At 68.8% G+C, this 24,571-nt stretch carries 22 protein-coding genes; 13 read left to right on the top strand and 9 right to left on the bottom strand.

The features are described 5' to 3' along the window. The first annotated feature begins 63 nt into the window (after nt 1–63). Nucleotides 64–498, top strand: a complete 435-nt coding sequence (locus G369_RS0126400; RefSeq protein WP_020723271.1) for an SgcJ/EcaC family oxidoreductase — start codon at nt 64–66, stop codon at nt 496–498. 18 nt (nt 499–516) lie between these two features. Here G369_RS0126400 and G369_RS0126395 read toward each other — a convergent pair whose 3' ends face one another. Next, entirely contained in the window at nt 517–1,557 is a 1,041-nt protein-coding gene (locus tag G369_RS0126395; protein WP_019657062.1) for a sensor domain-containing diguanylate cyclase, read from the bottom strand. Nucleotides 1,558–1,675: 118 nt separating this feature from the next. Continuing rightward, entirely contained in the window at nt 1,676–2,608 is a 933-nt protein-coding gene (locus G369_RS0126390; protein WP_019657061.1) for a LysR family transcriptional regulator, read from the bottom strand. Between the two features lie 144 nt (nt 2,609–2,752). Between G369_RS0126390 and G369_RS0126385 the strand changes: the two genes are divergently transcribed. Beyond that, nucleotides 2,753–4,195 (top strand): MFS transporter, encoded by a 1,443-nt coding sequence (locus tag G369_RS0126385; protein ID WP_019657060.1) that lies wholly within the window; start codon nt 2,753–2,755, stop codon nt 4,193–4,195. Between the two features lie 59 nt (nt 4,196–4,254). On the opposite strand, the gene G369_RS0126380 is transcribed toward G369_RS0126385, so the two are convergent. Continuing rightward, entirely contained in the window at nt 4,255–4,863 is a 609-nt protein-coding gene (locus G369_RS0126380; RefSeq protein WP_019657059.1) for a trimeric intracellular cation channel family protein, read from the bottom strand. 654 nt (nt 4,864–5,517) lie between these two features. Here G369_RS0126380 and G369_RS0126375 point away from each other — a divergent pair. The 6 genes from G369_RS0126375 to G369_RS0126350 all read left to right on the top strand — a co-directional run bounded on the left by G369_RS0126375 (nt 5,518) and on the right by G369_RS0126350 (nt 14,984). Further along, nucleotides 5,518–6,921, top strand: a complete 1,404-nt coding sequence (locus G369_RS0126375) for an EAL domain-containing protein (RefSeq protein ID WP_099047492.1) — start codon at nt 5,518–5,520, stop codon at nt 6,919–6,921. Then, nucleotides 6,918–7,199, top strand: a complete 282-nt coding sequence (locus G369_RS0126370; protein ID WP_019657057.1) for a hypothetical protein — start codon at nt 6,918–6,920, stop codon at nt 7,197–7,199. The genes G369_RS0126375 and G369_RS0126370 overlap by 4 nt, the downstream gene beginning before the upstream one ends. A gap of 55 nt (nt 7,200–7,254) precedes the next feature. Continuing rightward, nucleotides 7,255–7,851, top strand: a complete 597-nt coding sequence (locus G369_RS0126365) for a hypothetical protein (RefSeq protein ID WP_019657056.1) — start codon at nt 7,255–7,257, stop codon at nt 7,849–7,851. Between the two features lie 28 nt (nt 7,852–7,879). Next, nucleotides 7,880–9,283, top strand: a complete 1,404-nt coding sequence (locus G369_RS0126360) for a CsgG/HfaB family protein (RefSeq protein WP_026346647.1) — start codon at nt 7,880–7,882, stop codon at nt 9,281–9,283. Nucleotides 9,284–9,391: 108 nt separating this feature from the next. Continuing rightward, nucleotides 9,392–14,116 (top strand): beta strand repeat-containing protein, encoded by a 4,725-nt coding sequence (locus G369_RS0126355; protein WP_019657055.1) that lies wholly within the window; start codon nt 9,392–9,394, stop codon nt 14,114–14,116. A gap of 85 nt (nt 14,117–14,201) precedes the next feature. Then, nucleotides 14,202–14,984, top strand: coding sequence for a Crp/Fnr family transcriptional regulator (locus tag G369_RS0126350; protein WP_019657054.1), 783 nt, complete (start codon nt 14,202–14,204; stop codon nt 14,982–14,984). 51 nt (nt 14,985–15,035) lie between these two features. On the opposite strand, the gene G369_RS0126345 is transcribed toward G369_RS0126350, so the two are convergent. The 3 genes from G369_RS0126345 to G369_RS0126335 all read right to left on the bottom strand — a co-directional run bounded on the left by G369_RS0126345 (nt 15,036) and on the right by G369_RS0126335 (nt 17,450). Then, nucleotides 15,036–15,692, bottom strand: coding sequence for a Crp/Fnr family transcriptional regulator (locus tag G369_RS0126345; RefSeq protein WP_026346646.1), 657 nt, complete (start codon nt 15,690–15,692; stop codon nt 15,036–15,038). Between the two features lie 70 nt (nt 15,693–15,762). Next, entirely contained in the window at nt 15,763–16,410 is a 648-nt protein-coding gene (locus G369_RS0126340; RefSeq protein WP_019657052.1) for a Crp/Fnr family transcriptional regulator, read from the bottom strand. A gap of 77 nt (nt 16,411–16,487) precedes the next feature. After that, nucleotides 16,488–17,450: a helix-turn-helix transcriptional regulator gene (locus tag G369_RS0126335; RefSeq protein WP_019657051.1), complete on the bottom strand. Its 963-nt coding sequence runs from the start codon at nt 17,448–17,450 to the stop codon at nt 16,488–16,490. 346 nt (nt 17,451–17,796) lie between these two features. Here G369_RS0126335 and G369_RS36330 point away from each other — a divergent pair, with 346 nt between their 5' ends. The 5 genes from G369_RS36330 (at nt 17,797) to G369_RS0126310 (ending at nt 20,256) form a co-directional block, all read left to right on the top strand. Further along, nucleotides 17,797–18,261 carry a response regulator transcription factor gene (locus G369_RS36330; RefSeq protein WP_019657050.1) on the top strand — a complete coding sequence of 155 codons (465 nt, stop codon included), beginning with the start codon at nt 17,797–17,799 and terminating at the stop codon, nt 18,259–18,261. Between the two features lie 66 nt (nt 18,262–18,327). After that, complete coding sequence (locus G369_RS0126325; RefSeq protein WP_019657049.1) at nt 18,328–18,618, top strand: DUF1330 domain-containing protein; 291 nt, start codon at nt 18,328–18,330, stop codon at nt 18,616–18,618. An 89-nt stretch (nt 18,619–18,707) separates the two neighbouring features. Beyond that, entirely contained in the window at nt 18,708–19,100 is a 393-nt protein-coding gene (locus tag G369_RS0126320) for a DUF7668 domain-containing protein (RefSeq protein WP_019657048.1), read from the top strand. Nucleotides 19,101–19,172: 72 nt separating this feature from the next. After that, nucleotides 19,173–19,787: a hypothetical protein gene (locus G369_RS0126315; protein WP_019657047.1), complete on the top strand. Its 615-nt coding sequence runs from the start codon at nt 19,173–19,175 to the stop codon at nt 19,785–19,787. 34 nt (nt 19,788–19,821) lie between these two features. Then, nucleotides 19,822–20,256, top strand: a complete 435-nt coding sequence (locus tag G369_RS0126310) for a VOC family protein (RefSeq protein WP_019657046.1) — start codon at nt 19,822–19,824, stop codon at nt 20,254–20,256. Between the two features lie 142 nt (nt 20,257–20,398). Here G369_RS0126310 and G369_RS37235 read toward each other — a convergent pair whose 3' ends face one another. From G369_RS37235 to G369_RS0126295, 3 genes are all read right to left on the bottom strand, one after another. Continuing rightward, nucleotides 20,399–21,772, bottom strand: a complete 1,374-nt coding sequence (locus tag G369_RS37235) for an SMP-30/gluconolactonase/LRE family protein (RefSeq protein ID WP_157773787.1) — start codon at nt 21,770–21,772, stop codon at nt 20,399–20,401. 111 nt (nt 21,773–21,883) lie between these two features. Beyond that, on the bottom strand, nt 21,884–23,656 hold the full coding sequence (locus G369_RS0126300; protein ID WP_038115874.1) for an ATP-binding response regulator: 1,773 nt from the start codon (nt 23,654–23,656) through the stop codon (nt 21,884–21,886). A gap of 56 nt (nt 23,657–23,712) precedes the next feature. After that, nucleotides 23,713–24,399 (bottom strand): response regulator transcription factor, encoded by a 687-nt coding sequence (locus G369_RS0126295; protein WP_019657043.1) that lies wholly within the window; start codon nt 24,397–24,399, stop codon nt 23,713–23,715. Nucleotides 24,400–24,571: the final 172 nt, after the last annotated feature.

Here is a 24,571-nt window from a genome sequence, read left to right as displayed (position 1 = left end):
TGCGAAGCCGCTGTCGATCGCTGTAGATCGCGGCGCAAGCTGCACGAGGAAGACGAGATCACCATGCCCCATCCAAGCCTTCCCGAAGACATTCCCGGCGCCTTCCAGGCTGCATGGAACGCCCACGACATGCAGGCCCTCGGCGCGCTGTTCCACGCGGACGCGACCTTCGTGAACCGCTTCGGGCACTACGTGCGCGGCGTCGAGGAGATCGTCGCCATGCACGCCCCCATCCACGCGAGCATCTACAGCGATTCGACGCTGGAGAACGAGTTGATCGACGTCGTGGCCCTGGGCGAAGACGCGGCGGTCACGCACTTCTGGAGCCGCCTCGCCGCCGGCGCGGCGCATCCGGCAGGGCCGCACGTCGTCGATACGCTGATCCTTGCCGTGCTGACGCGCCAGGCCGGCGCGTGGAGGATCAAGGCGCTGGAGAACGTGACGCTGACCGATCCCCGCACCGGGAAGACGGTGCTGCGGGACCGCGGCGCTCGATGAGCCGGAGCGCGCAGCCGCTCAGGCCGCGGCCATTTCGCGGCTGCCCGCGCCGGCGACCGCGTAGCGCTTCCGCTTGACGGCGTACATGGCCTCGTCGGCCAGCCGCAACGCATCCGCGGCCGAGGTGCTGCGCGGATCGACGGCCACCACGCCGACGCTCGCGCCGCGATAGTCGAGCACGGCGCCCGGAAGCCGCAGCTCGCCGATGGTGCTTTCGCTCAACCGGTCGGCGAGCGAGCGAGCCGCCGCATCGGGCGACTCTCCGAAGGCAGGGCCGGCACCGATCGCCACGAACTCGTCGCCGCCGTTGCGCGCCAGCATGTCGCCTGCGCGCATCGACGCCGACAGACGAGCGGCCATGGCGACGAGGAACTCGTCGCCTACGTCGTGGCCGTGCGTGTCGTTGATCTTCTTGAACCCGTCCATGTCGATGAAGCCGACCAGCACGCTGGTGCCGTCGCGCTCGCCCTGGGCCATCATCCGGCGCAGCCCGTCGATGAGCGTTCGGCGGTTCGGCAGGCCGGTGAGCGCGTCGGTGGAAGCCAGCGTGACGACCTCTGCGTGCGCCTTCTCGAGCTTCCTGTAGAGCAGCTCGCGCTCCACCTGCTGTCCGATGAGACGCGCGAACAGCTGCAGCACGGGCTCGGCATGCGGCGGCAGGGACTGCTGCTCGGAGCTCGCGGCGCACAACGTGCCGAACAGGTCGCCGCTCTCGGTCTTGACCGGCGTGCTCACGTACGTCTGGATGCCGAGCTCCCTGGCCGCACCGGAATCGCCCCAGCAGCTGGCGACGTCGCCGGTGTAGGTGCGCCCTTCTTCCATGGCCCGCTTGCACAGCGTGTCGGCCCAGGGCACGGTGAGCCCCTCGGGAATGCTCAGCTGCCTCGCGTTGCGCGAGAAGAGGATGTGCTGCTGGCCCTTGTCGAGGTCGATGGTGGTGAGATAGGTCGATTCCAGCCCGGTCACCGCGCCGAGCATCTCGAGCATCGGACGCGTCAGGTCTTCCAGCGTCCTGGCCGAAGCCACCGAGTCGGAGAGTTGTTCGATCAGAGATTGCATACACGATATTTTGACGGCGAAGCGCCCGCCCCAGGCGCCACTCTGCGACCTTTACCCGACGGTTACGGAGTCAGCGAAACATCAGGAAAGATACGAAGAAACCATTCGCCAGCTCCTGTCAGCGAGCGGGCGGGCCCTCGTCCCCCGTCAGATTCCGGCACAGCTCCAGCACCATGCCGCGCAGCCACCTGTGCGCGGGATCGCGATCCATGCGCGGATGCCACATCTGCGAGATGGTGATCCGGTCGGTGGGCATGGGCAGCGGAAAAGAGCGCAGCGTGCTCTGCGCCCTCAGGCGTTCGAAGTACGAGGCCGGTATCAGCGCCACGAGATCGGTCGCAGCCGCGATCGACAGGGCAGAACCGAAGCTGGGCACCGTGACGGCGACGTTGCGCTTCAATCCCATCGCCGCCAGAGCCACGTCCGCCGGTCCTTCCTTGCGGCCATGGCGTGAAGTGATCACGTGGTCGCATGCGGCGTAGCGCTCGGGCGTGATCGCGGCTTCGGCCAGCAGCGGATGGCCCTCGCGCACCGCGGCGACGAACCGGTCCCGGTAGAGCGCCTGCACGCGCACTTCCGGCCCCGCCGAATCGCTCAGCACGCCCACATCCAGATCGATCAGTCCTTCGCGCAGCGGACGCACGTCCTTGTCGGGCTTGGGCGCGAAGCGCAGGCGGACGCCGGGCGCCTCCTTCGCGACACGGGCCACGAGCACGTGCGCGAAGGCTTCGATGAATCCGTCGTTGGCCCGTATGGTGAAAAGGCGCTGGAGCGTGCGCGGGTCCATGGCCGCATCGGCGGGCTGGAGCACCGCGTGCGAGTCCTGCACCAGGTCCCTCACGCGCTCGCGCAGTGCCAGGGCGTGCGGCGTCGGCACCATGCCGCGTCCTGCGCGCACCAGGAGCTGGTCGCCCGTGGCCTCGCGCAGCCGCGCCAGCGTGCGGCTCATGGCCGATTCGCTCAGCCCCATGCGCTCGGCGGCCTTCGCCACATTGCCTTCGGAAAGCAGCGCGTCGAGCGCGGTCAGCAGGTTGAGGTCGGCGTCCGGCATGACCGGACGCTAGCACAGCCGCCGCGTGCGGGAACAGGCGCCGCATGCAGGAACAACCTGCGTCCCGCGCTCTGGGCCGGTGCTGCGCCGCGTCCTATTCTGGATTCACGCAATCGAGCGTCTTCACTCCACAAGGCCACTCCCATGCTGCTTTCACCCCCGATCCATTCCCCTACTTCCTCCTCCGACTCGTCTGCCCCCGGCCCCCGCGCCGCTGCGCCCGAGGCAGCGAACGATGCCGATGGCCTGCCGATGCCTCGGCGCATCGCAGCCGCCGCCGCGATCCTCGGCGCGGGCGCCCTCGTGGTGCTCGACGGCGCGATCGCCAACGTCGCGCTGCCGACCATCTCCGGGCAGTTGAACGCGACGGCTGCCGATGCGGTCTGGATCATCACGGCCTATCAGCTCGCGGTCGTCATGTTCCTGCTGCCTGCCTCGGCCATCGGCGCGCGGCTGGGCTATCACCGCGTGTTCGCGGGCGGCATCGCGCTGTTCACCGCCGCGTCGGTGCTGTGCGCGCTTTCTCCGTCATTGCCGTGGCTGGTGGCCGCGCGTTGCCTGCAGGGTCTGGGCGCCGCCGCGGTGATGCCGCTCGGCCTGGCGCTGCTGCGCTTCACCTATCCGCGCCGGCTGCTGGCGCGCGCCATCGGCTGGAACGCGCTCTCGATCGCGGGCGCCACCGCGGCGGGGCCTTCCATCGGCGCCTTCATCCTCTCGACCGCCAGCTGGCCGTGGCTCTTCGCGGTGAACCTGCCGATCGGCATCCTCGTGCTGCTCGCATGCACGAAGCTGCCGCGCCCGGCATCGACGAGCGACCGCATCGATCTCTGGAGCATCGCGCTCAACGCGGTGATGTTCGCCACCTTCGTGCTCGGAAGCGACCGGCTGCCGTCGAGCCTGACGCACGGCGGCGCACTGCTCGGCGTGGCGGTGGTTTCCATGGTCCTGCTGGTGCGACGCGAGACGAGCAGGAAGGCGCCGCTGGTGCCGCTCGACTTGCTGCGCGTGCACTCCTTCCGCATCTCGATCATCGCTTCGGTCTGCTGCTTCACCGGCCAGATGGCCAGCTACGTGGCACTTCCCTTCTACATCCAGCACGAGCTCGGCCAGAGCACCGCGGCCACCGGCCTGCTGATGACGCCCTGGCCCCTTGCGGTGATGCTGGCAGCGCCGCTGTCGGCGCGACTCGCGCAACGCGTGCCCACCGCATGGCTCTGCGCGGCGGGCAGCGCGTTCCTCGCGACCGGGCTGGCGCTGTGCGCGCTGTGGCCCATCCACAGCAACCCGGCACTGCCGATCGCACTCTTCACCAGCCTCGCCGGCTTCGGTTTCGGGCTCTTCCAGACGCCCAACAACCAGAACATGCTGCTGTCCGCACCCAAGGAACGCAGCGGCGCGGCCGGCGGCGCGCAAGGAACGGCGCGACTCACCGGGCTGACGCTCGGAAGCCTCGCGATGAGCCTGTTGTTCGGGCTGCTGCCGTCGCACACGGCCGTCCACCTGGGACTCGCGCTGGCGGCATCGACCGCTTTCGCGGGGAGCGTGGTGAGCCTGCTCAGGAGCCCCGGAAGGGCCGCCGCGGCCTGAGCGAAGCGGCTCGGCCACCACGGCCGTGCCGCCGGAACAAGCAGGAAGGAGTCATCGATCTAGGCCGGCAGCCGCAGCAGCGGCAGATGCCAGCCGCCATAGATGCCGCCCAGGCGCAGCGCCACGATCACCAGCACGCCCGCATGGAAGGCCCAGCGCCTGCCGACGCCGGCCGCCTGGAGCAGCAGGTAGGCGGCGATGCCCGCGATGGCGGCCGAGCCGTAGATGCCGCTGCTCAGCAGCAGCGGGACATGCGCGGTGAGCACGTCGCGCACCAGCCCGCCGGCCGCGCCGGTCATGGTGCCGACCAGCGTCACGATGACCACGGGCAGCCGCCGCTCCTCGGCGATCTGAGCCCCGGTGATGGCGAAGAGCCCCAGCCCCAGCGCATCGGCCAAGGCCGGCGCATGCTCGGGCAGTGGCATGAAGTGCACCCATGCGATGCCCGCCGCCGTCGCCGCGAGGATCACGTAGACATAGCGCACGTCTCGTATCCAGAACACCGGATGGCGGTCGAGCAGCAGGTCGCGCAGGGTGCCGCCGCCCACGGCAGTGACGGAGGCGATCACGAGAACGCCCAGCCAGTCGAGCCCCGCATGTCCGGCGGCCAGCACGCCGCTGATCGCGAACACGGCGACGCCCGCGAGATCGAACAGATACAACAGCATGGACTCCCTCGGTGCGGTGCCACTCCCGCCATGGTCCGCGGGGAGGCCGCGGCGATGGCGAAGAGTGCTGAGAAATCGGTGCCCGGCATTCTGCATGCACGAACAAGGCAGGGCGCCGCGAAGCCGCTCGGGCCGGGCTGCGAACCCGCCTTCGACCCGGAAACCGCGATTTGTCCTGGTCAGTGTTGACAAATGTGAACTGGCACACATTCGCGGTCCGAAAGCGAATGCGGGGTCCTACTGCAATCCGTAGTATTCATTTTGTTTCACAACTGTCCTACGGAGCTTGCACGTGATGGCCTGCAGACCCTCGTTCCACCGAACGTACGAGCCGCTCGATGCGGTTCATGGGGCCGCCGCACGAACGCGTGGCCCCGCCGAGCCGAAGGCCACATCCATGCCGTACACCTAGCCGCCGCGTACCGCGCGACGCCGTTGGCGAAGCGCCCCCTTTTCCCACCTGTGACCCGATAGCCGATCGCCGGCACTCCGCCGAGGAGCGCCGTACTGCGTGAGGGATTCGCACGTCCGGTGATTTCCTGCTTTCCGTCTTGATTCCGCACCACCGCGCGGAATGGAGAAGTGTTGCCGCGAGAAACGCGGCCCCTTCTCCCTTCACCGGGTTCGAGAAAAGAAATTCGATCGAGGACGCAAATGGCCGCTCTCTCATCACCGACCGCCTGGCCTGCAGGCACGCACCGGCCCGCCGCATGGGCGCAGCGTACGTCCGCGGCCAACCGCGCACATGGTTCACATGGCGCACAAGGCACGCAAGGCACGCAAGGCACGCATGACGCCCATGGGCCGCTAGCCGACCCCACGTCCAGGGCCTCCGGCGCATCCGTGGAGCGCGCCGCCGCACGCAGGGCCTGCGCCTTCGTGTTCATCGCGAACCTGCCGCACCTGGCCGAAGCCTACGGGCAGGACTTCGCATCCGCCGCGAGCCTCGAGGTGCAGCGCAGGCTGTGCGCCGGCTTCACCTCGCTGCCCTCGTCCGACATGGCGCGGCTGCGCGACGACTGCTTCCTGGTGTGGGCCAACGAGGCCTTCGAATGCGGCCCCTTCGGCATCCACGAAGCGGGCAAGGCATCGGGCGCCTCGCGGCGAGCGAGCCACCCGGTCGAGACGCTGCTCGCGGTGCTCGGTGCGGAGCCGGTGCGCTCCGGCGGCATCGCCGCGCTGGTGCAGCTGCATGCCGACTGGATCGACGTGCGCTCGCCGCAGCAGATGGGCGCCTCCGAGATCGAACTCACGCTGTGGACCGCGCAGCCCTTTCCCGATTCGCGCGAGAGCCGCGCCGACGGATGGCGCCAGCTCTATCGCGCCGACATGGACGTCGCGGTGCGCGTGAGCGAAGCGCTGCGCGCCGACGAGCTCTCGTTCTCGTGGCAGCCGGTGGTGCATCCCGGCAGCGTCGCGACCACGCTGTACCGATCGGGCCGCGCTCGCATCGCACCCAGTCGCGGCGATGCGGCCTCGCTCGCGCCCGAAGTGTTCATGCCCTGCCTGCAGCGGCTGGGCCTCACGCGCGCCTTCGACCGCACCGCGATGCGGCGGGCCGTGGCCGCGCTGCGGCTGCAGCCTTCGGCGCACATCGGCGTGAGCATCTCGGCGCAGAGCATCCAGATCGACCACTGGTGGGCTTCTCTGCTCGCGGTTCTCGAAAGGGAGCCCGCGCTGGCCTCCCGCCTGGTGATCGAGATCGCGGGCAGCGCCTCGCTGCCCGACCTCGAGGCCGCGCACGACTTCTGCGTGCAGCTGCAGATGCGCGGCTGCCGCATCGCCGTCCGCGACTTCGGCGGCGGCGCGGACAACGTCGCGGCCGTGCAGGCCTGCAAGCCCGACATCGTGAAGCTCGACGCGGCCCTGCTGCGCCGCGCGCGCGACAGCGAGTTCGGCCGCGAGTGCCTGCGCGGAATGCTGGCGACGAGCGCGCACTTCGCGCCGCACGTCGTCGTCGACGGCGTGGAGCGCGACGACGACGTGCACATCGCAGCCGACGCGGGCGCCCAGTGGCTGCAGGGCTACGGCATCGGCCGCGAGGGGGGCAAGCCATGAGCATCCCCGCCGACATGCAGTTGCGCCTCGCGCGGCTGAGCACCGACCTGCTGCAGATGCAACGCGCCGTGCTGGAGCTCATGCAGGAATGCGGCCCGCGCGACCCCGGCGCCAGCGAGCAGGACCTCATCGCCGCAGCGCAGTACCGCGCGCTCGAAGCCGCGCTGCATGCACCGAGGCACCCGGGCTCGGGTCCGGGCTCGCAGCGCAGCGAGGGCGGCGAGCTGCTCGCCTGGCCCGGCTTTCCTCCTCCCGTGCAGCGGGCGATGCGCGCCTGAGCGCGCGAGCGCTCGCCCGGTCTCCATGTTTTCCATTTCCCTTCGCAGGACTTCCATGCCCATCCAACTCGACCAGGTCTCCGGCAACGTGCGTGCAGCGCGCGCGCGGCGGCCGTCCACCGTCTCCTCTTCGGCAGCAGCCGCGCGCACCGCACTGTGCCTGCTGCTCACCGCGGCCTGCGCATGCGCGTCGGCCAACAACGTCGGCGAGAACAGCGCCTGGCAGTTCCAGACCGCCGCCGACAAGGCCAACCAGGCCGCCGTGCAGGACATGATCCAGCGCAAGAAGGCCGGCTCGTACGGCGCGGCCAACTACACCACCAACAACTACATCGGCCGCCAGTACAACTGCGACGTCACCTCGACCGCGCAGGGCAACCAGGGCACCAACAGCACCACGGCCAACTCGCCCGGCACCAGCGGCGCGTCGGCCAACTCCACCGGCAACTCGAACACCGGCATGAGCGGCGGCGGCACGGTGAGCACCGGCCAGGCCAACAGCGGCGCCGTGGGCTCGGCCGTGATCGGCTCCACCACCAGCAACGTGCAGGGCTGGTCGAGCCAGGCACTGAACTCCAACCAGACCAACACCGGCAGCCAGAGCGCAAGCATCAGCGGCAGCTCGGCCTGCGCATTCGGCGCACTCAACTGACCACCCAACCGACAGGGAAGAAAAAGGAATGACCCCATTCAAGTCGATCCGCGCGCTGCCGCGCGGAAAAGCCGCATCGCGCGCGCTCGCCGCCGCAGCGGCCGTCACGAGCCTGGCCGGCTGCGTCGTCGCGCCGCAGCAGCAGATGGCGCCCAAGGAAGCGCCCGTGGTGCTCGGCCCGGCCGTGCGCGAGAACGTCACGCCCATGGAAGCCGTGCTCGCCTGCTTTGGCGACCACGTGGCTGCCACGCAGCGCCCGCCGATCGTCATCACCGTGGGCGACGTGAAGGACTACACCGGCAAGTACAGCATCAACGAAGGCAACGCCATCACGCAGGGCGGCGCGCTGATGGTGTATTCGGCGCTGGGCAAGCTCGGCGGCGCGGTGCAGGTGGCCGAGCGCTTCGACCCGGTGATCGCCGAGCGCGAACTCGGCTACGCCGACCGGCGCCAGCTCGGCGACGGCCGCACCCACCAGCTCGCAGGGCCCAACGGCGGCCAGACGGTGCCGTGGCTGCCCTACTTCGGCGGCTCGATCAACAAGTCCGACTACTTCATCGTCGGCGGCATCACCGAGCTCAACTACAACATCAATTCGGGCGGCGCCGAGATCGGCGTGAACCAGGTGGGCGTGAAGGCACGCACCTTCAGCCAGTCGGTGGGCATCGACCTGCGCATCGTCGACACCAAGACGCTGATGATCGTGAAGACCATCAGCCTGACGAAGCAGTTCAACGGCTACGAGGTCGGCTTCAACGTCTTCCGCTTCTTCGGCAGCAAGCTCTACGACATCGACGTCGGCGCCAAGGGCCAGGAGCCGGTGCAGATGGGCGTGCGCGCCGCGCTCGAAGAGGGCGTGGTGCGCCTGGTGGCTGCGGTGTCCAAGGTCGACCCGAACCCGTGCCTGGGCATGCGCATGACGGGCGAGCTCAGCCTCAAGCCCGCCGAGCAGATGCGCACGGTGCCCAACCCGCTGGTCGACGCCTCGGGCATGCCGGTGCAGCAGGGCGAGGCCGTCAACGCGGCCAGCCAGACGGGCGCAAGCCTCACGGGCACCAGCCTGCAGATTCCCTTCGAGTTCGGCGCGGCAGCGCTCACCGGCGGGACGCTCAACCTCATCGACCAGATCGCGGCGGCTGCTGCCAAGGCCCCCACCGAGGTGGTGCTGGTCGCTCGCGACACCGAGAACTGGGACGCGGGCAAGCGCGACCTGCTCATCGACCAGCGCATCGGCGTGGTCACCACCGCACTCGCCTCGCGCGGCATCGCGCCCGGGGGCATCAGCGTCACATGGCGGCCGGACAAGGCAGACACGTCGATCCACCGCGACGGGCCCGGCCTGCAGGAGATCGCCAAGCTCCGCGTCCAGGGCGCGGGAAGGGGTGGGCCGGCCCGTCCGGTCCGTGAGGAGAACGCAACCGGAGGGAAGTAAGCAACCGAAAGGCACCAGCAAGTCTTCACCACAGGACGACGCGACGTCCGTCGTCCCGCTTTTTTTCATCGAACCAGTCTTTTTTCCAGATCCATCAAAGGAAGAACCATGCAGAAGAACCGCAGCAGGAATCCGCGCGGCCGCGCCAACGGCGCACCGCTCAGCAGCATCGGCCTGGCCGTGCTGGCCACGCTCGTGGCCGGCGGCGCGCAGGCAGCCGACACGACCGTCTCCACCATCCCCGCGGTGGCGGTCAACACCACGGCCTACCAGAGCGTGCAGTCGGTGCAGGACAAGTCGCAGCCCGTGACGGCCACCGCCGCCGGCAGCGTCATCGACGTCACGACCAACGGCGGCCAGACCGGCGGCAACAACACCGTCACGCAGAACAGCGTGAAGGCGAGCGCCACGGCCAATACCTTCACCAACGCCATCGACCTGTCGCTCGCAGGCGGCACCGGCCCGGTGCCCGCCGAAGGCGCGGCCTCGCTGGGCGTGCAGACCAACAGCGGCGTGATCTCCAGCGCCGCCACCGGCAACACGGTGAAGGTCGAGCTCGACGGCTTCTCCAGCGGCGGCGCGGCCAACACCGCCAACACCATCTCTGCGAACACCACGCTCAACAGCGGCTCCTCGACCATCTCCGGCACGGTGCCGGTGGACTACGCATCGACCACCCCCGGCTCGGTCATGCTGAACTACTCGCCCGTGGGCGCGAGCAGCGCCGTGCGCGGCAGCCTGGTCTCGACCTCGGTGCAGCAAGGCGCAGGCGCGGCCTCCACCGCCGCCGCCAGCGGCAACACGGTGTCGCTCACGCTGACGGCCGATGGCGAGAACAGCGTCGCCGCCGCGCCCGCGCTCGACGGCAACACGGTCTCGGCCACGCTCAAGGGCAACACCGCCAACAGCACCATCAGCGTCCAGTCGGGCGGCGCGCCGGCCTTCACCGGCTCGGCCGTGGTATCGAACCAGCAGCTGAACCAGTCGATCGCTCCCGTCACGCACACGGCCTCGGCCACCGGCAACGGCGTGATCGCCTCCATCGGCGGCAATGCCGCCGGCGACACCAATACGCTGACCGGCTCGCTCTCGGTGCAGGGCAACACCATCTCCAGCACCGCCACCGGCAACGAAGCGCTCGGCGCCACCGCCGGCACGGCCGGCAACCGCATCGTGCTGGCCGACGGCGTGTCGGTCTCCGGCTCCGGCGGCCCGGCGATCAATAACGGCTCGTACAGCGCCGGCAACCTGTCGAGCGCGCTGATGGCCGACCTGGCCGTGTCGAACAGCCAGGGCAACGTGGGCGTGTCGCTCTCCGCCGCAACGCAGGGCTCGGGCGCGCTCGCCTTCGCGCAGTCGGTGGACGGTGGCGCGGTCACGGTCGCGAACAACGCGGCCACCGCCTCGGCCACCGGCAATGCCGCGTCGAACGCGATCCTCAGCGGCAAGGATGCCGCCGCGTTCACCGCGACCGCCGCCCTGGCCAACCAGCAGAGCAACTACAACGGCGGCGTGAGCGCCGTCTCGGGCCCGACCGTCATCGGTGCCGCCACCGGCACCGAGAACGGCACCAACAACGCTGCAGCCGTCTCGGTCACCGGCAACCGCTCGGCCGCCACCGCCTACGGCAACAACGCCAGCCAGAGCCTCGCGCTCGAAGCCAACGCGCTGCCGTTGTCGGGCAACACGGCCGTGCTCGCAGGCGGCAGCCTGCCGGACGGCAACGTCAACGCGTTCGGCGCGGCCACGGTCACCAACCTGCAGAGCAACTACTCGGCGCCGGTCTCGGCGCAGACGGTGGGCTCCGTCGTCGGGGTGCTGGCCGATTCGCGCGGCACCGGCGGCGACACCATCCACGCCAGCAGCTTCACCGTGGGCGGCAACACGCAGGAAGCCGTGGGCGTGAGCAACAGCGCAAGCAACGCGCTGTCGCTGACCGGCACCACCGTGGGCTCGGGCGCAGGCGTATCCAGCGTGCAGGTGACCGACGGCGGCTCGCCGGTCGGCGCCCTGCTCTCGGGTTCCACCGCCGCGGCCTACCTGGGCACGCACGCCACCGACAGCACCGTCGCGCTCACCAACAACCTGCAGCGCGCCGTGGCCTACGCCAACTCGGCAGCGAACAGCCTGAACGTGACCGCCAACAGCGCCACCGTGGCCGCCATCGACTCGCCCGCATCGGTCGCGACGCCGGCGCTGGGCACCGCCACCGTCACCGCGGCCTATGGCGTGCTGAGCAACCAGACGGCCGCCGGCGCAGTGAGCGCGGTGGCCGACGGCGCAGGCATCCTGCCCATCGGCGCGCAAACCGTGCTGATCGAAGGCAACGTCACCCGCGGCAGCGTGTCGAACCAGGGCAATGCCTTCGTCGCCGCCGCCTACGGCAACGATGCGACCAACGCCGCCAAGCTGGCACTGGGCACGGGCGCCACCCTGGCCGGCGCGGCACCGGTGGGCAACGTCACCAGCGTGCAGAACGCCGCCGGCTCGACCATCACCGCGACCGCTTCGGGCGCCAACGTGGTGGCCACGGCCATCGAGGACGACGTCGCCGCCTCCACGGTCGCGACCTCCGGCAACCAGCTGCAGGCGCTGGCCTACGGCAACCGCGCGAGCGGCAACACGCTCGACGTCTCGGGCAACACGCTGGCGACCCTCACCGCGCAGCCGCGCGCCGTGATCGCCGGCGGCACCGCCACGACCGATGCCGCCTTCAGCGTGCAGAGCGCGCAGACCGCCTCGGGCAGCCTCACCGCCTCGCTGCGCTCCGGCGACGCCCCGGGCGCGACCGCTTCGCAGATCCGCACCCAGATCGGCGGCGACGTGACCGGCTCCAGCGTGGTGTCGAACGGCAACAGCGCCAGCGCAGCCGCCACGGCCAACAGCGCCACCAACGGCCTGACGCTCGCGGGCAACAGCCTCTCGACCTCCAGCGCGGTGCAGAACGTGCAGGGCAGCAGCGCATCGGTGCAGGCACTCGCCGGCCAGGCCGGCACGCCGGGCACGCCCGCGTCGCCTGCGACGCCGTTCACGTACAACGCCCACGTGCTGGACCCGGATGCCCTGGGCGGCAGCACGCTCGGCGGCAACACGACCATCACCAGCGGCACGCTGGGCGTGCAGCAGTCGAGCCTGACCTCGCAGGAGATCGCCTACCTGACCTCGCACGGCTGGACGGTCGGTACTGGCGTGAACAGTGGCCTGCTCACGGCACCGGCGAGCATCCTGGGCACGGTGACGACCACCACGTACGACAACCTGCGCAACGCGCAGTCGGTCGCGTTCGGCGCCACCATCCCCGGCACGTCGGCCGTCGCCGCCATCCCCAACCAGGGCGGCGTCACCGTCGCCGTGGGCGGCAACGTCACCGCCTCGCAACTCGCCGTCAAGGGCAACGGAAGCAGCGCGGCCGTCACCGGCAACAGCGCGACCAACAGCGCCTCGGTCACGGGCAACGCGATCGCCTCGGGCGGTGCGACCACGGCCAGCGCAGGCAGCCTCGCGCTCGGCGCGACCGGCGCACAGGCCGACCACACGGTCTCCAACGTGCAGCAGGTCACGGGCGGCGCGGCGCTGTCGACCAGCGTCTACGGCACCTATGCCATCGACGCGGCGGCCGGCGCGGTCATCTCCGGCTCGACGCTGAGCGTGTCCGACAGCAGCCAGCGCGGCAGCGCGGTGGCGAACACGGCCACCAACAGCCTGAGCGTGACCGGCACCAACGTGGCGAGCACCTCGGCGCTGTCGTCGGCGCAGTCGGGCAACGCGGCCGTATCGGCGGCTTCCGACCTCGAGCTGTATGCGCCTGGCGCGGTCTCTGCGTCGTCGGTGGACCTGTCGCGCAACAAGAACGTGTCTCTGGGCGTGATCAACGATGTCACCAACTCGCTGAGCGTGACGGCCTCCAACGTGACGCCGGCAGGCGCCGCCATCAACGCACAGCTGACGGCCGGCACCGCCAACGGCGACCACGTGCTGAACAACGCGCAGACGGCCACCACCTCGGTGAGCAGCAACGCGACCACGCGCCTGTACAACCAGGACCAGACGGCCTCGGCCACGACGGGCCTGGCCAACGGCACGGCAACCATCAGCGGCAACGCCACGACCGCCGAAGCCTCGGCCAACCGTGCCGACAACAGCGTGGCGCTCAACGGCGCGGCGGTGCTGGGCGCGAGCGCCGGCCTGAACAACAGCCAGTCGAGCAGCGCGGCCGTCACGGCCAACGCGTCGACCTCGGCGACGTTCAAGCTCGAAGGCACCTCGCCGGCCACGGCTGCGGCGCTGAACAGCGGCATCACCATCGACGGCAACAGCACCACGGCGCTGGCACGCGGCAACGCAGCCAGCAACGTGCTGAACGTATCGGCTGGCAGCGGCTATGCCGCGGCATCGCCGGTCGCGGGCAGCTCGGCCGGCGGCGCCACGCAGGCCACGGCGGCACTGCTCAACACGCAGGGCAACAGCGGCAACGTGTCGGCCAGTGCGAGCGGCACGTACCAGGTCGCGCTCAACGGCGTGACCGCGGGCACCGCCCCCGGCATCACGAACGGCACCGCCGCGCTGACGGGCAACACCGTCGCCGCGCAGGCCTACGGCAACACCGCCACCAACGCGGTGACCGTGGCTGCCACGGCGGCCAACCGTCCGACGGTCGCGGTGGGCAACTACCAGACCAACAGCGGCGCCATCACCGCGACCGCCACCGCCGTGAACTACGGCGTGGGCGTCACCGGTGCGGCCGCAGGCAGCACGCTGCGCGCCGCAGGCAACCAGGTGACGGCGACCGCGGTGGGCAACTCCGCCGTGTCGACGATCGCCTCGGCCCGCTGAGCATCGTCCCCTGCCCCGGCCGGTGCGCTGCGCGCCCTGCCGGGGCTTTTTCCGCCCGCCTCCGGGCCGGGCATTCGCGCGAACCATGTACCTGCATCCACTCATCGCCAACGTGCCGCCAGCGGAGCGAGCAGCGCTCGTCCAGAGCTGCGAGCTGCGCTCATTCAGGCGCAACGAAATCGTGCTGGAGGCCGACACCTGGACCGACCGCATCTACTGCGTGGCCAGCGGGCTGCTGCGTGTGGTCGCCCACGGCAAGGGCAGCGCGCAGGCCAGCGACGTCACCACCGACTTCATCCGCCAGGACGACTTCTTCCTGAGCCCCTCTTTCGCCGAAGACCGCTACCAGGCCATGCAGACGCTGGTCGCCGCGCTGCCTTCGGCCGTCTACCTGGTGCCCGTGGCCGCCATCCGCCGGCTGTGCGGCGCATATCCCGAAGTGGCCATCGGCCTGCTGACCCTTGCGATGAAGCGCATGAGCGTCATCCGCAGCCAGCTGCGCCGCATCTCGGCGCTGTCGGCCGAAGACCTGGTGGGCCGCGTGCTGCACCAGCTCACGCTGCTGGCGCCCGCGGGCTCGGGCGGCTACGACAAGCGCATCACGCAATCGGTGATCGCCTCCTACTCGGGCCTCTCGCGCGAGGTGGTCAACAAGACCATGCGCGACATGGAGAACCGCGGCCTCGTGCGGCGCGACGAGGATGGAATCCATGTGCAGCCCGACTTCGCCGCCACGGACTTCGGCGGGTTGCTGCCCATCGAGCAGAGCCTGTCGGCGGTCGAGCCCTACCAGCACGACCCGATGCTTCCGCCGGAGTTCTTCGACATGCGGCACGCGGGCCGAAGCGGCGAATCGCAGGAAGATTGAATCCGGCCGGCCGGCTGCGGCCTGCCTGCCCCCTGCCCTACCTCGAGCGGATCAGGCGAAGTCGGTCGTCGCGAAATCGTCGACGACGTACACGCCGTCGTCGTCACGGCGCACCACGCCGCGCAGCTCGAAGTCGCGCATGGTCTTGTTGACCACCTCGCGCGACAGCCCGGCGTACGAGGCGATCACCGATTGCGTGATGCGCTTGTCATAGCCTTGCTCGCCTGCGGGCGCGAGCCGCGTGAGCTGCTGCAGTACGCGAAGCACGGAGTCTTCCGCCGTCAGCACGGAGATGCGATGGAACTGGCCGCGCAAGGTGCTCATGCGCTTCATCGCGAGCCCCAGCAGGCCGAGCGCCACTTCCGGATGCCTGGTGCAGAGGCTGCGCATCTCCCCGATCGGTATCAGATACACCGACGAGGGCAGTGCGGCAATCAAGGTCTTCTTCGAGCAGTAGCTGTCTTCCTGCATCGACAGATGGAAAAAGAAGTCGTTGGGACCGATGAACTCCGTGGTCATTTCCGCGTCGCCTCGCTGATTCAACGAGACCACGCGCAGCAGGCCGCTCGCCACGCAGTAGATCTGGTCGGTTGAATCGCCGGCCGCAAGCACGACTTCATTGCGCTTGTAGGAATGCAGGCGGGTGGATTCGCCGAGCTTGGTGCGCTCCGCCAGCGGCAGACTCGCCATCAGGGGATGTAGGTACATCATCGAATGGTGCTTCCCAAGGCCGCTTCGAGGGAACACACAAACATGGGAGGCCGCACATGCGATGCGCTCAGGCGGCACGCGCAAATGTATGCATGACATGCACCGCATGCGCGTCGCGCCGCAGCAGGCCGCGCTGCTCGATGTCGCGCATGGTCTTGTTGACCACCTCGCGCGACAGGCCCGAGTAGGAGGCGATCATCGATTGCGAGATGCGCTTGTCGTAGCCGCCCTCGCGCACCGGTGCCAGCTGGGTGAGCTGGTGGAGCACGCGATGGACCCGCTCTTCCGAAGGCAGCGTGGACACGCGCCGCATCTGCCCGCTCAGCATGCCCATGCGGCTGACGACGAGGCCCAGCAGCGCCATCGCGACTTCGGGATGGCGCGCGCACAGCTCCCGCATGGCCACCACCGGCACGAGGTACACCGACGAAGGCAGGACCGCCACCAGCGACTGCTCTGCGCGGTAGCGGTCTTCGCGAACCGGCAGATCGAAGAAGCCCTCGGGCCGGATGAACTCGCTCGTGACCTCGGGCCTGTCGCCGCACTCGGGCGTGACCACGCGCAGCAGCCCTGTCGCCACGCAGTAGAGCTGGTCGGTCGATGCGCCGGCTTCGAGCACGGTCTGGTTGCGCTTGAAATGCGACAGCCGGCACAGCTGGGCGAACGACGCACGCTCCGCCGCCGGCAGGCTGGCTGTCAGGGGATGCAGATACATGGACGCGCATGATTCGCGAAGGCGCGCGCCGCGTCTTCTCAATGCGCGCAGGCGCCCCATGCTGCCGTGCCAGTTGCTCAGCGATCCGTGTGGCGGCCTTTCTCCCGTGCATCGTTGGGCGTCATGCCGTAGGCCGCACGGAACGCGCGATAGAAGGTCGCGATGCTGTCGAAGCCGCAACGGTAGGCGATGTCGGTGACCGAACGCGCCGGCTGCGCCACCAGCATGCGCGATGCATCGGCCAGCCGCATCGCAGTGAGCGTGCGCGCGAAGGATTGCCCCGTCGGCTCGAACAGCACATGCACCTGCCGCAGCGAGATGCCCAGCTCGCGCGCCACTGCACCAGGCGACAGTCCCGGCTGCCGAAGGTCGCGCGCAAGGATGCCCCGTGCCGCATGCAGCAGGCCGCTGCGAAGCGCAGCGCGGCTCTCCGGCAGGCCCGGTGCGAGCCGGCCGCGAGACACCAGGGCCAATCGCACGATGTGCGCCACTTCGGCGTGCGGATCGGGAATGTCGGCCGGTCTCGTGGTCAGCGCATGGAAGAGCGCCATCAACGGTCGCGCGACCGGCAGGCTCCTGTCGAGCGGCGTGGCGAACAGGTCTTCGGCCTCGGCACCCAGCAGCAGTTCGTGCGTGAGCGGGATGCGCAGGGTGCGGAAATCGAAGCCGTCGGAGCGCTCCGGCACGCCGGCATAAGGCAGGTCGGAATGATTGACGAGCAGGTCGCCCTCGCGCACGCGCTGCGGCGGCGCACGGCCCACGCCGATCCACCCCGGGCCGCGCACCTGCAGCCCGATGCACAGGCTGCGCCCCGCGACACGCGCGATGTCGGAAGGTGTGCGGCTCACGCGGTAGGAGGACGCGCGCAGCTCCGACACGGTGGCCGTGCCGACCGCCGCCGCGGCGAAACGGCCCTCGAACTTGTCGCGCCGCGCGCGGTCGAGTTCGATGGTCACGCCGAACAAATGCCGCCCACGCACCTCGCACCAGTGGTCGAAGCGGTCCTGGGGTCGGATGTCGTCTGTGGTGAAGTTCAGCATGGCCGTCGGCGTCTGGGGCGCGATATTGCCAGATTAATCACTTCTTCGTACATCCGAGTTGAGCAGTACGGACCGCGTCCGCGGGGCTTTCCAGGGGTCGTGATCGGCCAGACTGCATTCGAACGCGGTACCGCTGGAGCCGATCCACGAGCTTCGGACTCTTTGCACCGGAATGTGATCCACAGCACATCCGGGCCGATATAGCGAGTGCGCCGGAGCGAGGCGATTAATACCATCGACTTCGCTCGGTAGCGCCAAGGACAACGGTCCGGAAGCCGTCGGGCCCATACAGCCTTCCCTTCCACTTTCCATGATGCAGTCCGTTCACGCTCCAGAGGATTTCTCCATGCCCGTGCACGCCGGCCGCTCCGCTCATGCGATGGCGGTGGCCGGTGCCCTGTGCGAGTTGTTCACCCAGGCCAGCGAAGTGCAGCTCGCGTTCCTGCTGCGCTCCATCGAGACGGGCGACGCGCCGGCCGCAGCACGTGCGGCGCAGGGCATCCTCGGCGCCATCGCGTCTTCCGCAGCGGGCTGCAAGCCGGCGCCCGATGCACTCACCTCGCCGCTGTCGTCGCGAGAGCTCAAGGTGCTGTGCATGATCGCCGGCGGCTCCACCAATCGCGAGATCGCCGATGCGACCCACCGCTCGATCAACACCATCGAGGCGCAGGTGAAGAGCATGTACCGCAAGCTCGGCGTGCGCTCGCGCACGCAGGCCGTGCGGGAGGCGATGCAAAGGGGCCTGCTGATGTGGCGCGACGAGGATGCGCAGGTGGCCGTGGCTCGCGCGGAGATTCCCGCAACCTGCTGAGGCCAGGGGCTTCTCGGACAGGCAGGCTATATTGCCCGCTGGTCCAACAACGAGAGAGAAGCCAACATGGCAAAAGCCTATTGGGTCAGCGCCTATCGCGCCATCAAGGATGCGGACAAGCTCGCAGCCTACGCAAAGCTGGCAGGTCCGGCGATCACGGCAGGAGGCGGACGCTTCCTCGCGCGCGGCCTGCCTGCCAAGGTCTACGAGTTCGGCCTGTCCGAACGCACCGTGCTGATCGAGTTCGACAGCCTCGAGAAGGCCACCGCCACGCACGACAGCCCCGAATACAAGGCCGCGCTCGACGCACTGGGCGATGGCGCCGAGCGCGACCTGCGGATCATCGAAGGGGTTTGAAAGCCCATTGAAAGCATGTTGAAAGACCCGGGCTTCGCCTGCACGAGGCCCGTGCGCGCAGCGTCCATTCTTCCTTCGCATCAGCCACCATGGCCCACCTCCCAGCCTCCGCATCCGACGAGGACCTGATCCATTTCGCAGACGAATGGGCCAGCCTGCTGGAGGCGGAAGACTACGCGGCGGCCTTCGCGTTCACTGCGCACGAGCCATCGATGAGATGGACGCCGGAACTGATACGCGAGGTCATCAAGTCGTACGGCGAATGCAGCGCCAGCCAGAAGGTCACACTGCACGGCAAGCCCACCGACATCTCCCAGCGCAAGGAAGTGAGCCGCTGGCACGAAGACGGCAGCAGCGGCATCGGCGAGATCTGGTACGACCTGAACATCGACGGCCATGCCTCCGACATCACCGCGACCTTCCACGTCGAACAGGGCGCCGACGGGCTCACGGTGCGGCTGAACGACATCCACGTCATGTAGCGCCACCGCCGGCTGCGGCCGCAGCGTGGATGCCTGACACACCGACACACACCACCTCCGCCTCTCCTCAGCATGAAACTGCCGACCTACGACCGAGACGCGGCGCGCGCCCTGATCAAGGAAAAAGCCGACGCACCTTTCTCCGCCTTCGATGTCGCCAGCCGCGCGCATCAGCGCCAGGACAGGAAACTCCACGCGGAGGCCGCCATGCTCTTCTGCCTCGCGACCGAAAGGGCCGAGGCCGAGCACCGCGCGGATCAGTCCAAGCCCAACCAGGCGATGAACCATCTGGTGCGCGCAGGCATCGCATTCAATCGCGCGGCGCAGGCCGAGACCGCGGAACCCTTGCTGCGCCAGGCCATCGCCTTCGACTGGGCCGGCCACGGGCTGGCGCAGGACAGCCACATGGTGGAATGGGGCTTCTTCCAACTGCTGCTGAACGCCCGCGGCGAACCCGAGCGCTTCGCGCAGCTCTTCGATGAAGCCGTGGCGCGGTGCGCCGAGATCGGCAGGGACTACACGGCTATCCATCCGCACCAGGAGGAACTCCTGGAGATCGCCATCGGCATCGGTCACCGCCCCATCGTCGAGCGGCTCGCCGCAAGGATCGCGGATCGACGGCCGTCCAAGAAGGCGGTCAAGGAGTTGTTGGCACGGGCAAAGGCCTTGCTCGCCGCTCCTGCCTGATCACCGGCAATCGAAAGAAGGGAGATCGAAGGACATGACGATCAAGCGAATGGACAACGTCCTCATCGTGGTCGACGACCTCGAGGCAGTGAAGGCTTTCTTCCTCGAACTCGGCCTCGAGCTCGAGGGCCAGACCACGGTCGAGGGGCCCTCCGTCGGAAGCCTCATCGGGCTCGCGGACGTGCGCGCCACCCTGGCCATGCTGCGCACGCCCGATGGTCAGGGCATCGAGCTCGACAAGTTCCATACGCCCGACGCGATCAGGTTCGGACCGGTGGATGCGCCGGTGAACACGCTCGGCCTGCGCCGCATCATGTTCGCCGTCGACGGCCTCGACGCCGTCCTCGCGCGCATGCAGGCGCATGGCGCCGAACTCATCGGCCAGATGCAGTACGGGCAGTCGTACCGGCTCGCCTACATTCGCGGTCCCGAGGGCATCATCGTCGGGCTGGCCGAGCAGTTGGGCTGAGAGACGCTCGCCGTTCAGGCGAGCCACTCATCTCCTGCGAGACGCATACTCGACGCAAGACTTCTTCGCAAGCGAAGCCAAGCGCTGCATCCGTACGCCCCAAGTCCAGCCCGCACGTGCAAGCCGGACTTTCCGATGCACTTCAAGGCGCCGGCGTGAGCTTGAAGATCTTGTTGCCGTGCGAGGCCCCCACGTACACGGTGCCATCGCCGGCCACCGCCACGCCGATGGGGAAGTTGAAGCTCAGTGCCGCGCCGGTGCTGTCGCGCAGCGTGCTGATCTCGCCAGAGGGCGCGACCACTCGCGCCACGCCGTCCCAGGCGTGGGTCAGGAAGACGTTGTTGCTCGCGTCCACCGTCACGCCGTAGGTGTAGCCGATCTTGGCCGGCGTGGCTGCCGTTCCGTCGGCAAGGCCGGAGGTGGCGTTGGTGCAATCGCCCAGCAGCGTGCTCACTTCGGCGGTGGCCACGTCGATCTTGCGCAGGCACAGGCTGTCGGTGTCCGTGTCGTAGAGCGTGCGTCCGTCGCGGCTGATCGCCAGGCCCTGCGGGCGGGCGAACTGTGCGGCGGTGCCGACTCCGTCGAGATAGGCCTGCGTGCCGTCACCGGCGAGCGTCGTGGTGGTGCCGTCAGCTGCCACCTTGCGCACGCGCTTGTTCTCGAGGTCCGCCACGAACAGGTTGCCTGCGCCGTCCAGCGCGATGCTGGCGGGGGTGTTGAACAACGGCGCCGAAGGACTGTCTGCATAACCGCTGCTGCCGGAGCCCACCCAGGTCGTGAACGTGGTCGCGTTGGGAGCGATCTTGTTGATGCGATGCCGCTCGCTCACATACAAGGTTCCATCGGCCGCGAGAGCCAGGCCGAACGGCGCATTCATGCTCGAGACAGGTACAACTTCGGCACCGTTGCCGCTGGCCGTGTCGATCCTGTAGACCGCACCGTTGCCGCCCATGGCCACGTAGAGATTCGCGCCGCTGGAGTCCAGCACCATCTGATAGGGACTGCTGTAGGTCACGCCCGTGGTCGCCAGCACGGTCGCGACCCAGGGCTTGACCGTAAGTGTCGCAGCCTGGCTGGTCACGCTGCTATCGGTGCCGCTCACGCGCACGCGAAGCTTCTGACCGCTGTCGGCGAGCTGATTGGCTGCAGTGGTGAAGCTGTCGCTCGTGGCGCCGGAAACATCGGTCCAGCTGCTGCCGCCATCGACGCTGCGCTGCCATTGGTAGGCCGTCGCGCGCACCGCCTGCACCTTCAACGTGGCGGCCACGCCCTGGCCGATGGTGATATCCGATGGCTGCGCGGTGATGGCGACCGCGGTTTCTTCCGGCGCTGGTGCAGGTGCGGGTGGCGGCGTTCCCTGCGACGCAGGCGCAGGGGCCGGCGCAGGAGCGACGGCGAACCCGGGGAAGCCGCCGCCGCCTCCCCCACCGCCGCCGCAGGCGGCCAGCAGGAGATTCGTCATGAGAAGTGCAACGGGTGCACGCCATGCGCGGGAAGCGGTACGTGTGGAATTCATGATGGGCCTTCCTTTTTTCAAAGTGGAGTGAACGAGAAGGCTCCACGGTATGGAAGGCAACACCCCCGATCCAGTGTCGAAGGTCATCGCAACGCAGCAAAAAATTCACGCTCACGAGCGCATGCCGGCGGGTGCCTTGTCGAGCTGTGCCATCGATGCGAGGGCCTGCAGCAGCCTGTCGGCAGCCACCGGCTTGAGCAGGACCTGCAGCCCGGAGTCGCGCATCTGCTGCTGCCGCTGCGGCGCGGTTTCGCCGGTGATCAGCATCACGTGCAGACCGGGTCCGAAGCGTGCGCGCAGACGCTGCGCCGCGGCCAATCCGTCGGCGCCTTCTGCCAGCCGCACATCGCAAAGCAGCACCTCGACGGGCGAGCTCCCTTCCGCGGCGTGCGCCAGCACGGCCTCGGCCTCTGCTTCGCCGGACACCGCGTCGATGGCGACGCCATGGGCATGCAGCAGCCCCGAGACGGCCTGTCGTATCGCGGCCTCGTCGTCGAGGAGCAGCACACGCCGAGGCAGCGGCAAGGCGGTACCCGGGCGAGCCGTCGCCTGCACGACGCCCAGGGCCGACACCGCGGGAAGCACCAGCCGAAAGCAACTGCCCCGCCCCGAGCGCGAACGCACCTGCAGCGGATGCCCCAAAAGACGCGAGAGCCGCTGCACGATCGACAGCCCGATGCCAAGGCCTCTCGCCCGATCGCGCCCCGGGTTACCGATCTGATAGAACTCGTCGAAGATGCTGCCGAGGTGCTCATCGGCAATGCCGATGCCGGTGTCGCGCACGTCGATCCACACCAGAGGCCCGCGTGCACGCGCGGCCACCACCACGCCGCCGCGCTGCGTGTACTTGAGCGCGTTGTCCACCAAGTTGGACAACAGCCGCTGCAGCAGCTGTGGATCGCTCAGCACCCAGCAAGGCGTGGCGCGCAGCCGAAGCTGCAGCTCCCTGTCGGCCGCCTGCGCCGCGAACACATTGTTGAGCGCGAGGAACAACGGGTTGAGTTCCACCGGCCGTATCTGCGGTGCCACCTCGCCGGCATCCAGCCGCGAGATGTCGAGGAGCGTGTCGAGCGAATCGCCGAGCGTTCCGACCGCATCCATCAGCCGCGCGGCGTGATCCCAGTCCTCGCTGCCGCGAAGCTTCTTCTCGATGACCGCGCCGAACAGCGCGATCGCGTGCATGGGCTGGCGCAGGTCGTGGCTCGCCGCAGCGAGAAAGCGCGTCTTCTCCTCGCTGGCGCGCTGCGTGGCGGCGATCTGGAGGCTGAGCTGCTCGGCCAGCGCCTCCTTCTCGAAGCGCATGGTCAACGAAGCGGTCAGCAGCCTGTGGTGCTGCAGCGCGAACATGATCATCACGCACATGTAGAGCAGGCAGCCGCTTGCCAGGAACAGATGCGTGCTGTCTCCGCGCCAGGCCAGTGCCAGAGTGAGGCTTGCCATGCTCGGCACGATGAAGCGCGGAATGTTCCGCTTGAGCACGGCGAGCGACAGCGCACCGCCCGCACAGCCGCCCATCATCATCACGATCACCATGACCCACAGACCCAGGTGGCGCCCCGGCGGCACGCACAGCCACGGAGCGAGTCCCCAGACGCAGGAGCGCAGCAGCACATTGCGCGCATTGAAGCGCGCCCAGTACTCGGGGTGATCGGCCGCGTCGGGACTGCGCCGATAGCGCCGGTACGCACGCCGCAGCGTCAACGCCAGGTGCAGCGCCATCCAAAGCAGCACCTGCCAGCGCCACGTGGACAGGAACAACGCGATGCCCAGCGACTGCGCCGTGAGAAGGTCCGCCAGATAGGCCCCCGGCGCATTGGCATGGACCGAGGCCACCTGCTCGCGCAGCACGCGCTGGGCGAGTTCTGGCGATTGAGGGTCATTCATCGCCGGCATGCGGACAGCCATCCAGAGAGCCGCATCACGCGATTCGATCGCGTCCCTTACCGCAGGCTGCTGATGAGCTGCGCGCGCGAGCGCATGCCGAACAGCAGCAACAGCGTGGACACGTGATTCTTGACCGTTCCCTCGGTCAGGTGCGAGAGCTGCGCGATCTCCTTGTTCGACTTGCCGGACAGCACCCAGTCGAGGATCTCGACCTGGCGCGCATTGAGCTGCGGCTGCGGCTCGGCCATCGCGGGCACGGCGTGAGGTGCAGCAACCGGTGAAGCGGTCGACAAGCCCGGCTGCGCGACCAGATCGTTGTCACGCACGTAGCGCAACACCTCGCCCAGGTGCCCCGTCTTGGGCAGGAAGGCCTGCGCCCCGAGCGCCGTCACTCCCTGCATCAACGCCTGGCTGTCCTTGCCAGAGAGCACCACCACACGCGATGCAGGAAACGCGCGCCTGAAACGGACCAGCGTATCGAGCCCCTGGGAGTCGGGAAGATCGAGATCGAGCAGCACCAGCAGATGCGAAGAAAGATAGAACTCGTACAGCCTCAACGCGTCCGCCAGGCTGCGCGCCTCATGCACCGGCACGCTCGCAGTCTCCGCAAGCAACAGCGCCCGCAGGCCCAGCCGCACCAGCTCATGGTCGTCGACCACCAGGATGCCCCGTGCCGGTATGGTCACGCCGGCCTCGCTGCGCGACGGCGCAACATGCAGTGGCAGTGGTGCGGCATTGACCATGGTGCGGGCATCTTAGTGCTCGTGATTGCGATCCCGAAATGACCAAAGTCATGAGGAGGCAGCTGTTTTGCAAGGCGGTGATGTCCTCGACCGAAGATTCAAGCATCCATACGAAGCTGGATGTCGAGCGCTTTCGATGCCCTTCTACATTGCATCTTCGAATGAAGCGCCT

It is taken from the genome of Variovorax atrisoli 110B, assembly GCF_000382045.1.
In the GTDB taxonomy this organism is placed as follows: Bacteria; Pseudomonadota; Gammaproteobacteria; order Burkholderiales; family Burkholderiaceae_C; genus Variovorax; species Variovorax atrisoli.
This window is presented reverse-complemented; position numbering and strand designations above follow the sequence as displayed.

What these genes read in the sequence shown, in the direction of transcription:
- G369_RS0126400 (WP_020723271.1), top strand. Translation starts at nt 64, where the DNA reads ATGCCCCATCCAAGCCTTCCCGAAGACATTCCCGGCGCCTTCCAGGCT.
- G369_RS0126395 (WP_019657062.1), bottom strand. Translation starts at nt 1,557, where the DNA reads ATGCAATCTCTGATCGAACAACTCTCCGACTCGGTGGCTTCGGCCAGG.
- G369_RS0126390 (WP_019657061.1), bottom strand. Translation starts at nt 2,608, where the DNA reads ATGCCGGACGCCGACCTCAACCTGCTGACCGCGCTCGACGCGCTGCTT.
- G369_RS0126385 (WP_019657060.1), top strand. Translation starts at nt 2,753, where the DNA reads ATGCTGCTTTCACCCCCGATCCATTCCCCTACTTCCTCCTCCGACTCG.
- G369_RS0126380 (WP_019657059.1), bottom strand. Translation starts at nt 4,863, where the DNA reads ATGCTGTTGTATCTGTTCGATCTCGCGGGCGTCGCCGTGTTCGCGATC.
- G369_RS0126375 (WP_099047492.1), top strand. Translation starts at nt 5,518, where the DNA reads ATGGCCGCTCTCTCATCACCGACCGCCTGGCCTGCAGGCACGCACCGG.
- G369_RS0126370 (WP_019657057.1), top strand. Translation starts at nt 6,918, where the DNA reads ATGAGCATCCCCGCCGACATGCAGTTGCGCCTCGCGCGGCTGAGCACC.
- G369_RS0126365 (WP_019657056.1), top strand. Translation starts at nt 7,255, where the DNA reads ATGCCCATCCAACTCGACCAGGTCTCCGGCAACGTGCGTGCAGCGCGC.
- G369_RS0126360 (WP_026346647.1), top strand. Translation starts at nt 7,880, where the DNA reads ATGACCCCATTCAAGTCGATCCGCGCGCTGCCGCGCGGAAAAGCCGCA.
- G369_RS0126355 (WP_019657055.1), top strand. Translation starts at nt 9,392, where the DNA reads ATGCAGAAGAACCGCAGCAGGAATCCGCGCGGCCGCGCCAACGGCGCA.
- G369_RS0126350 (WP_019657054.1), top strand. Translation starts at nt 14,202, where the DNA reads ATGTACCTGCATCCACTCATCGCCAACGTGCCGCCAGCGGAGCGAGCA.
- G369_RS0126345 (WP_026346646.1), bottom strand. Translation starts at nt 15,692, where the DNA reads ATGTACCTACATCCCCTGATGGCGAGTCTGCCGCTGGCGGAGCGCACC.
- G369_RS0126340 (WP_019657052.1), bottom strand. Translation starts at nt 16,410, where the DNA reads ATGTATCTGCATCCCCTGACAGCCAGCCTGCCGGCGGCGGAGCGTGCG.
- G369_RS0126335 (WP_019657051.1), bottom strand. Translation starts at nt 17,450, where the DNA reads ATGCTGAACTTCACCACAGACGACATCCGACCCCAGGACCGCTTCGAC.
- G369_RS36330 (WP_019657050.1), top strand. Translation starts at nt 17,797, where the DNA reads ATGCCCGTGCACGCCGGCCGCTCCGCTCATGCGATGGCGGTGGCCGGT.
- G369_RS0126325 (WP_019657049.1), top strand. Translation starts at nt 18,328, where the DNA reads ATGGCAAAAGCCTATTGGGTCAGCGCCTATCGCGCCATCAAGGATGCG.
- G369_RS0126320 (WP_019657048.1), top strand. Translation starts at nt 18,708, where the DNA reads ATGGCCCACCTCCCAGCCTCCGCATCCGACGAGGACCTGATCCATTTC.
- G369_RS0126315 (WP_019657047.1), top strand. Translation starts at nt 19,173, where the DNA reads ATGAAACTGCCGACCTACGACCGAGACGCGGCGCGCGCCCTGATCAAG.
- G369_RS0126310 (WP_019657046.1), top strand. Translation starts at nt 19,822, where the DNA reads ATGACGATCAAGCGAATGGACAACGTCCTCATCGTGGTCGACGACCTC.
- G369_RS37235 (WP_157773787.1), bottom strand. Translation starts at nt 21,772, where the DNA reads ATGAATTCCACACGTACCGCTTCCCGCGCATGGCGTGCACCCGTTGCA.
- G369_RS0126300 (WP_038115874.1), bottom strand. Translation starts at nt 23,656, where the DNA reads ATGAATGACCCTCAATCGCCAGAACTCGCCCAGCGCGTGCTGCGCGAG.
- G369_RS0126295 (WP_019657043.1), bottom strand. Translation starts at nt 24,399, where the DNA reads ATGGTCAATGCCGCACCACTGCCACTGCATGTTGCGCCGTCGCGCAGC.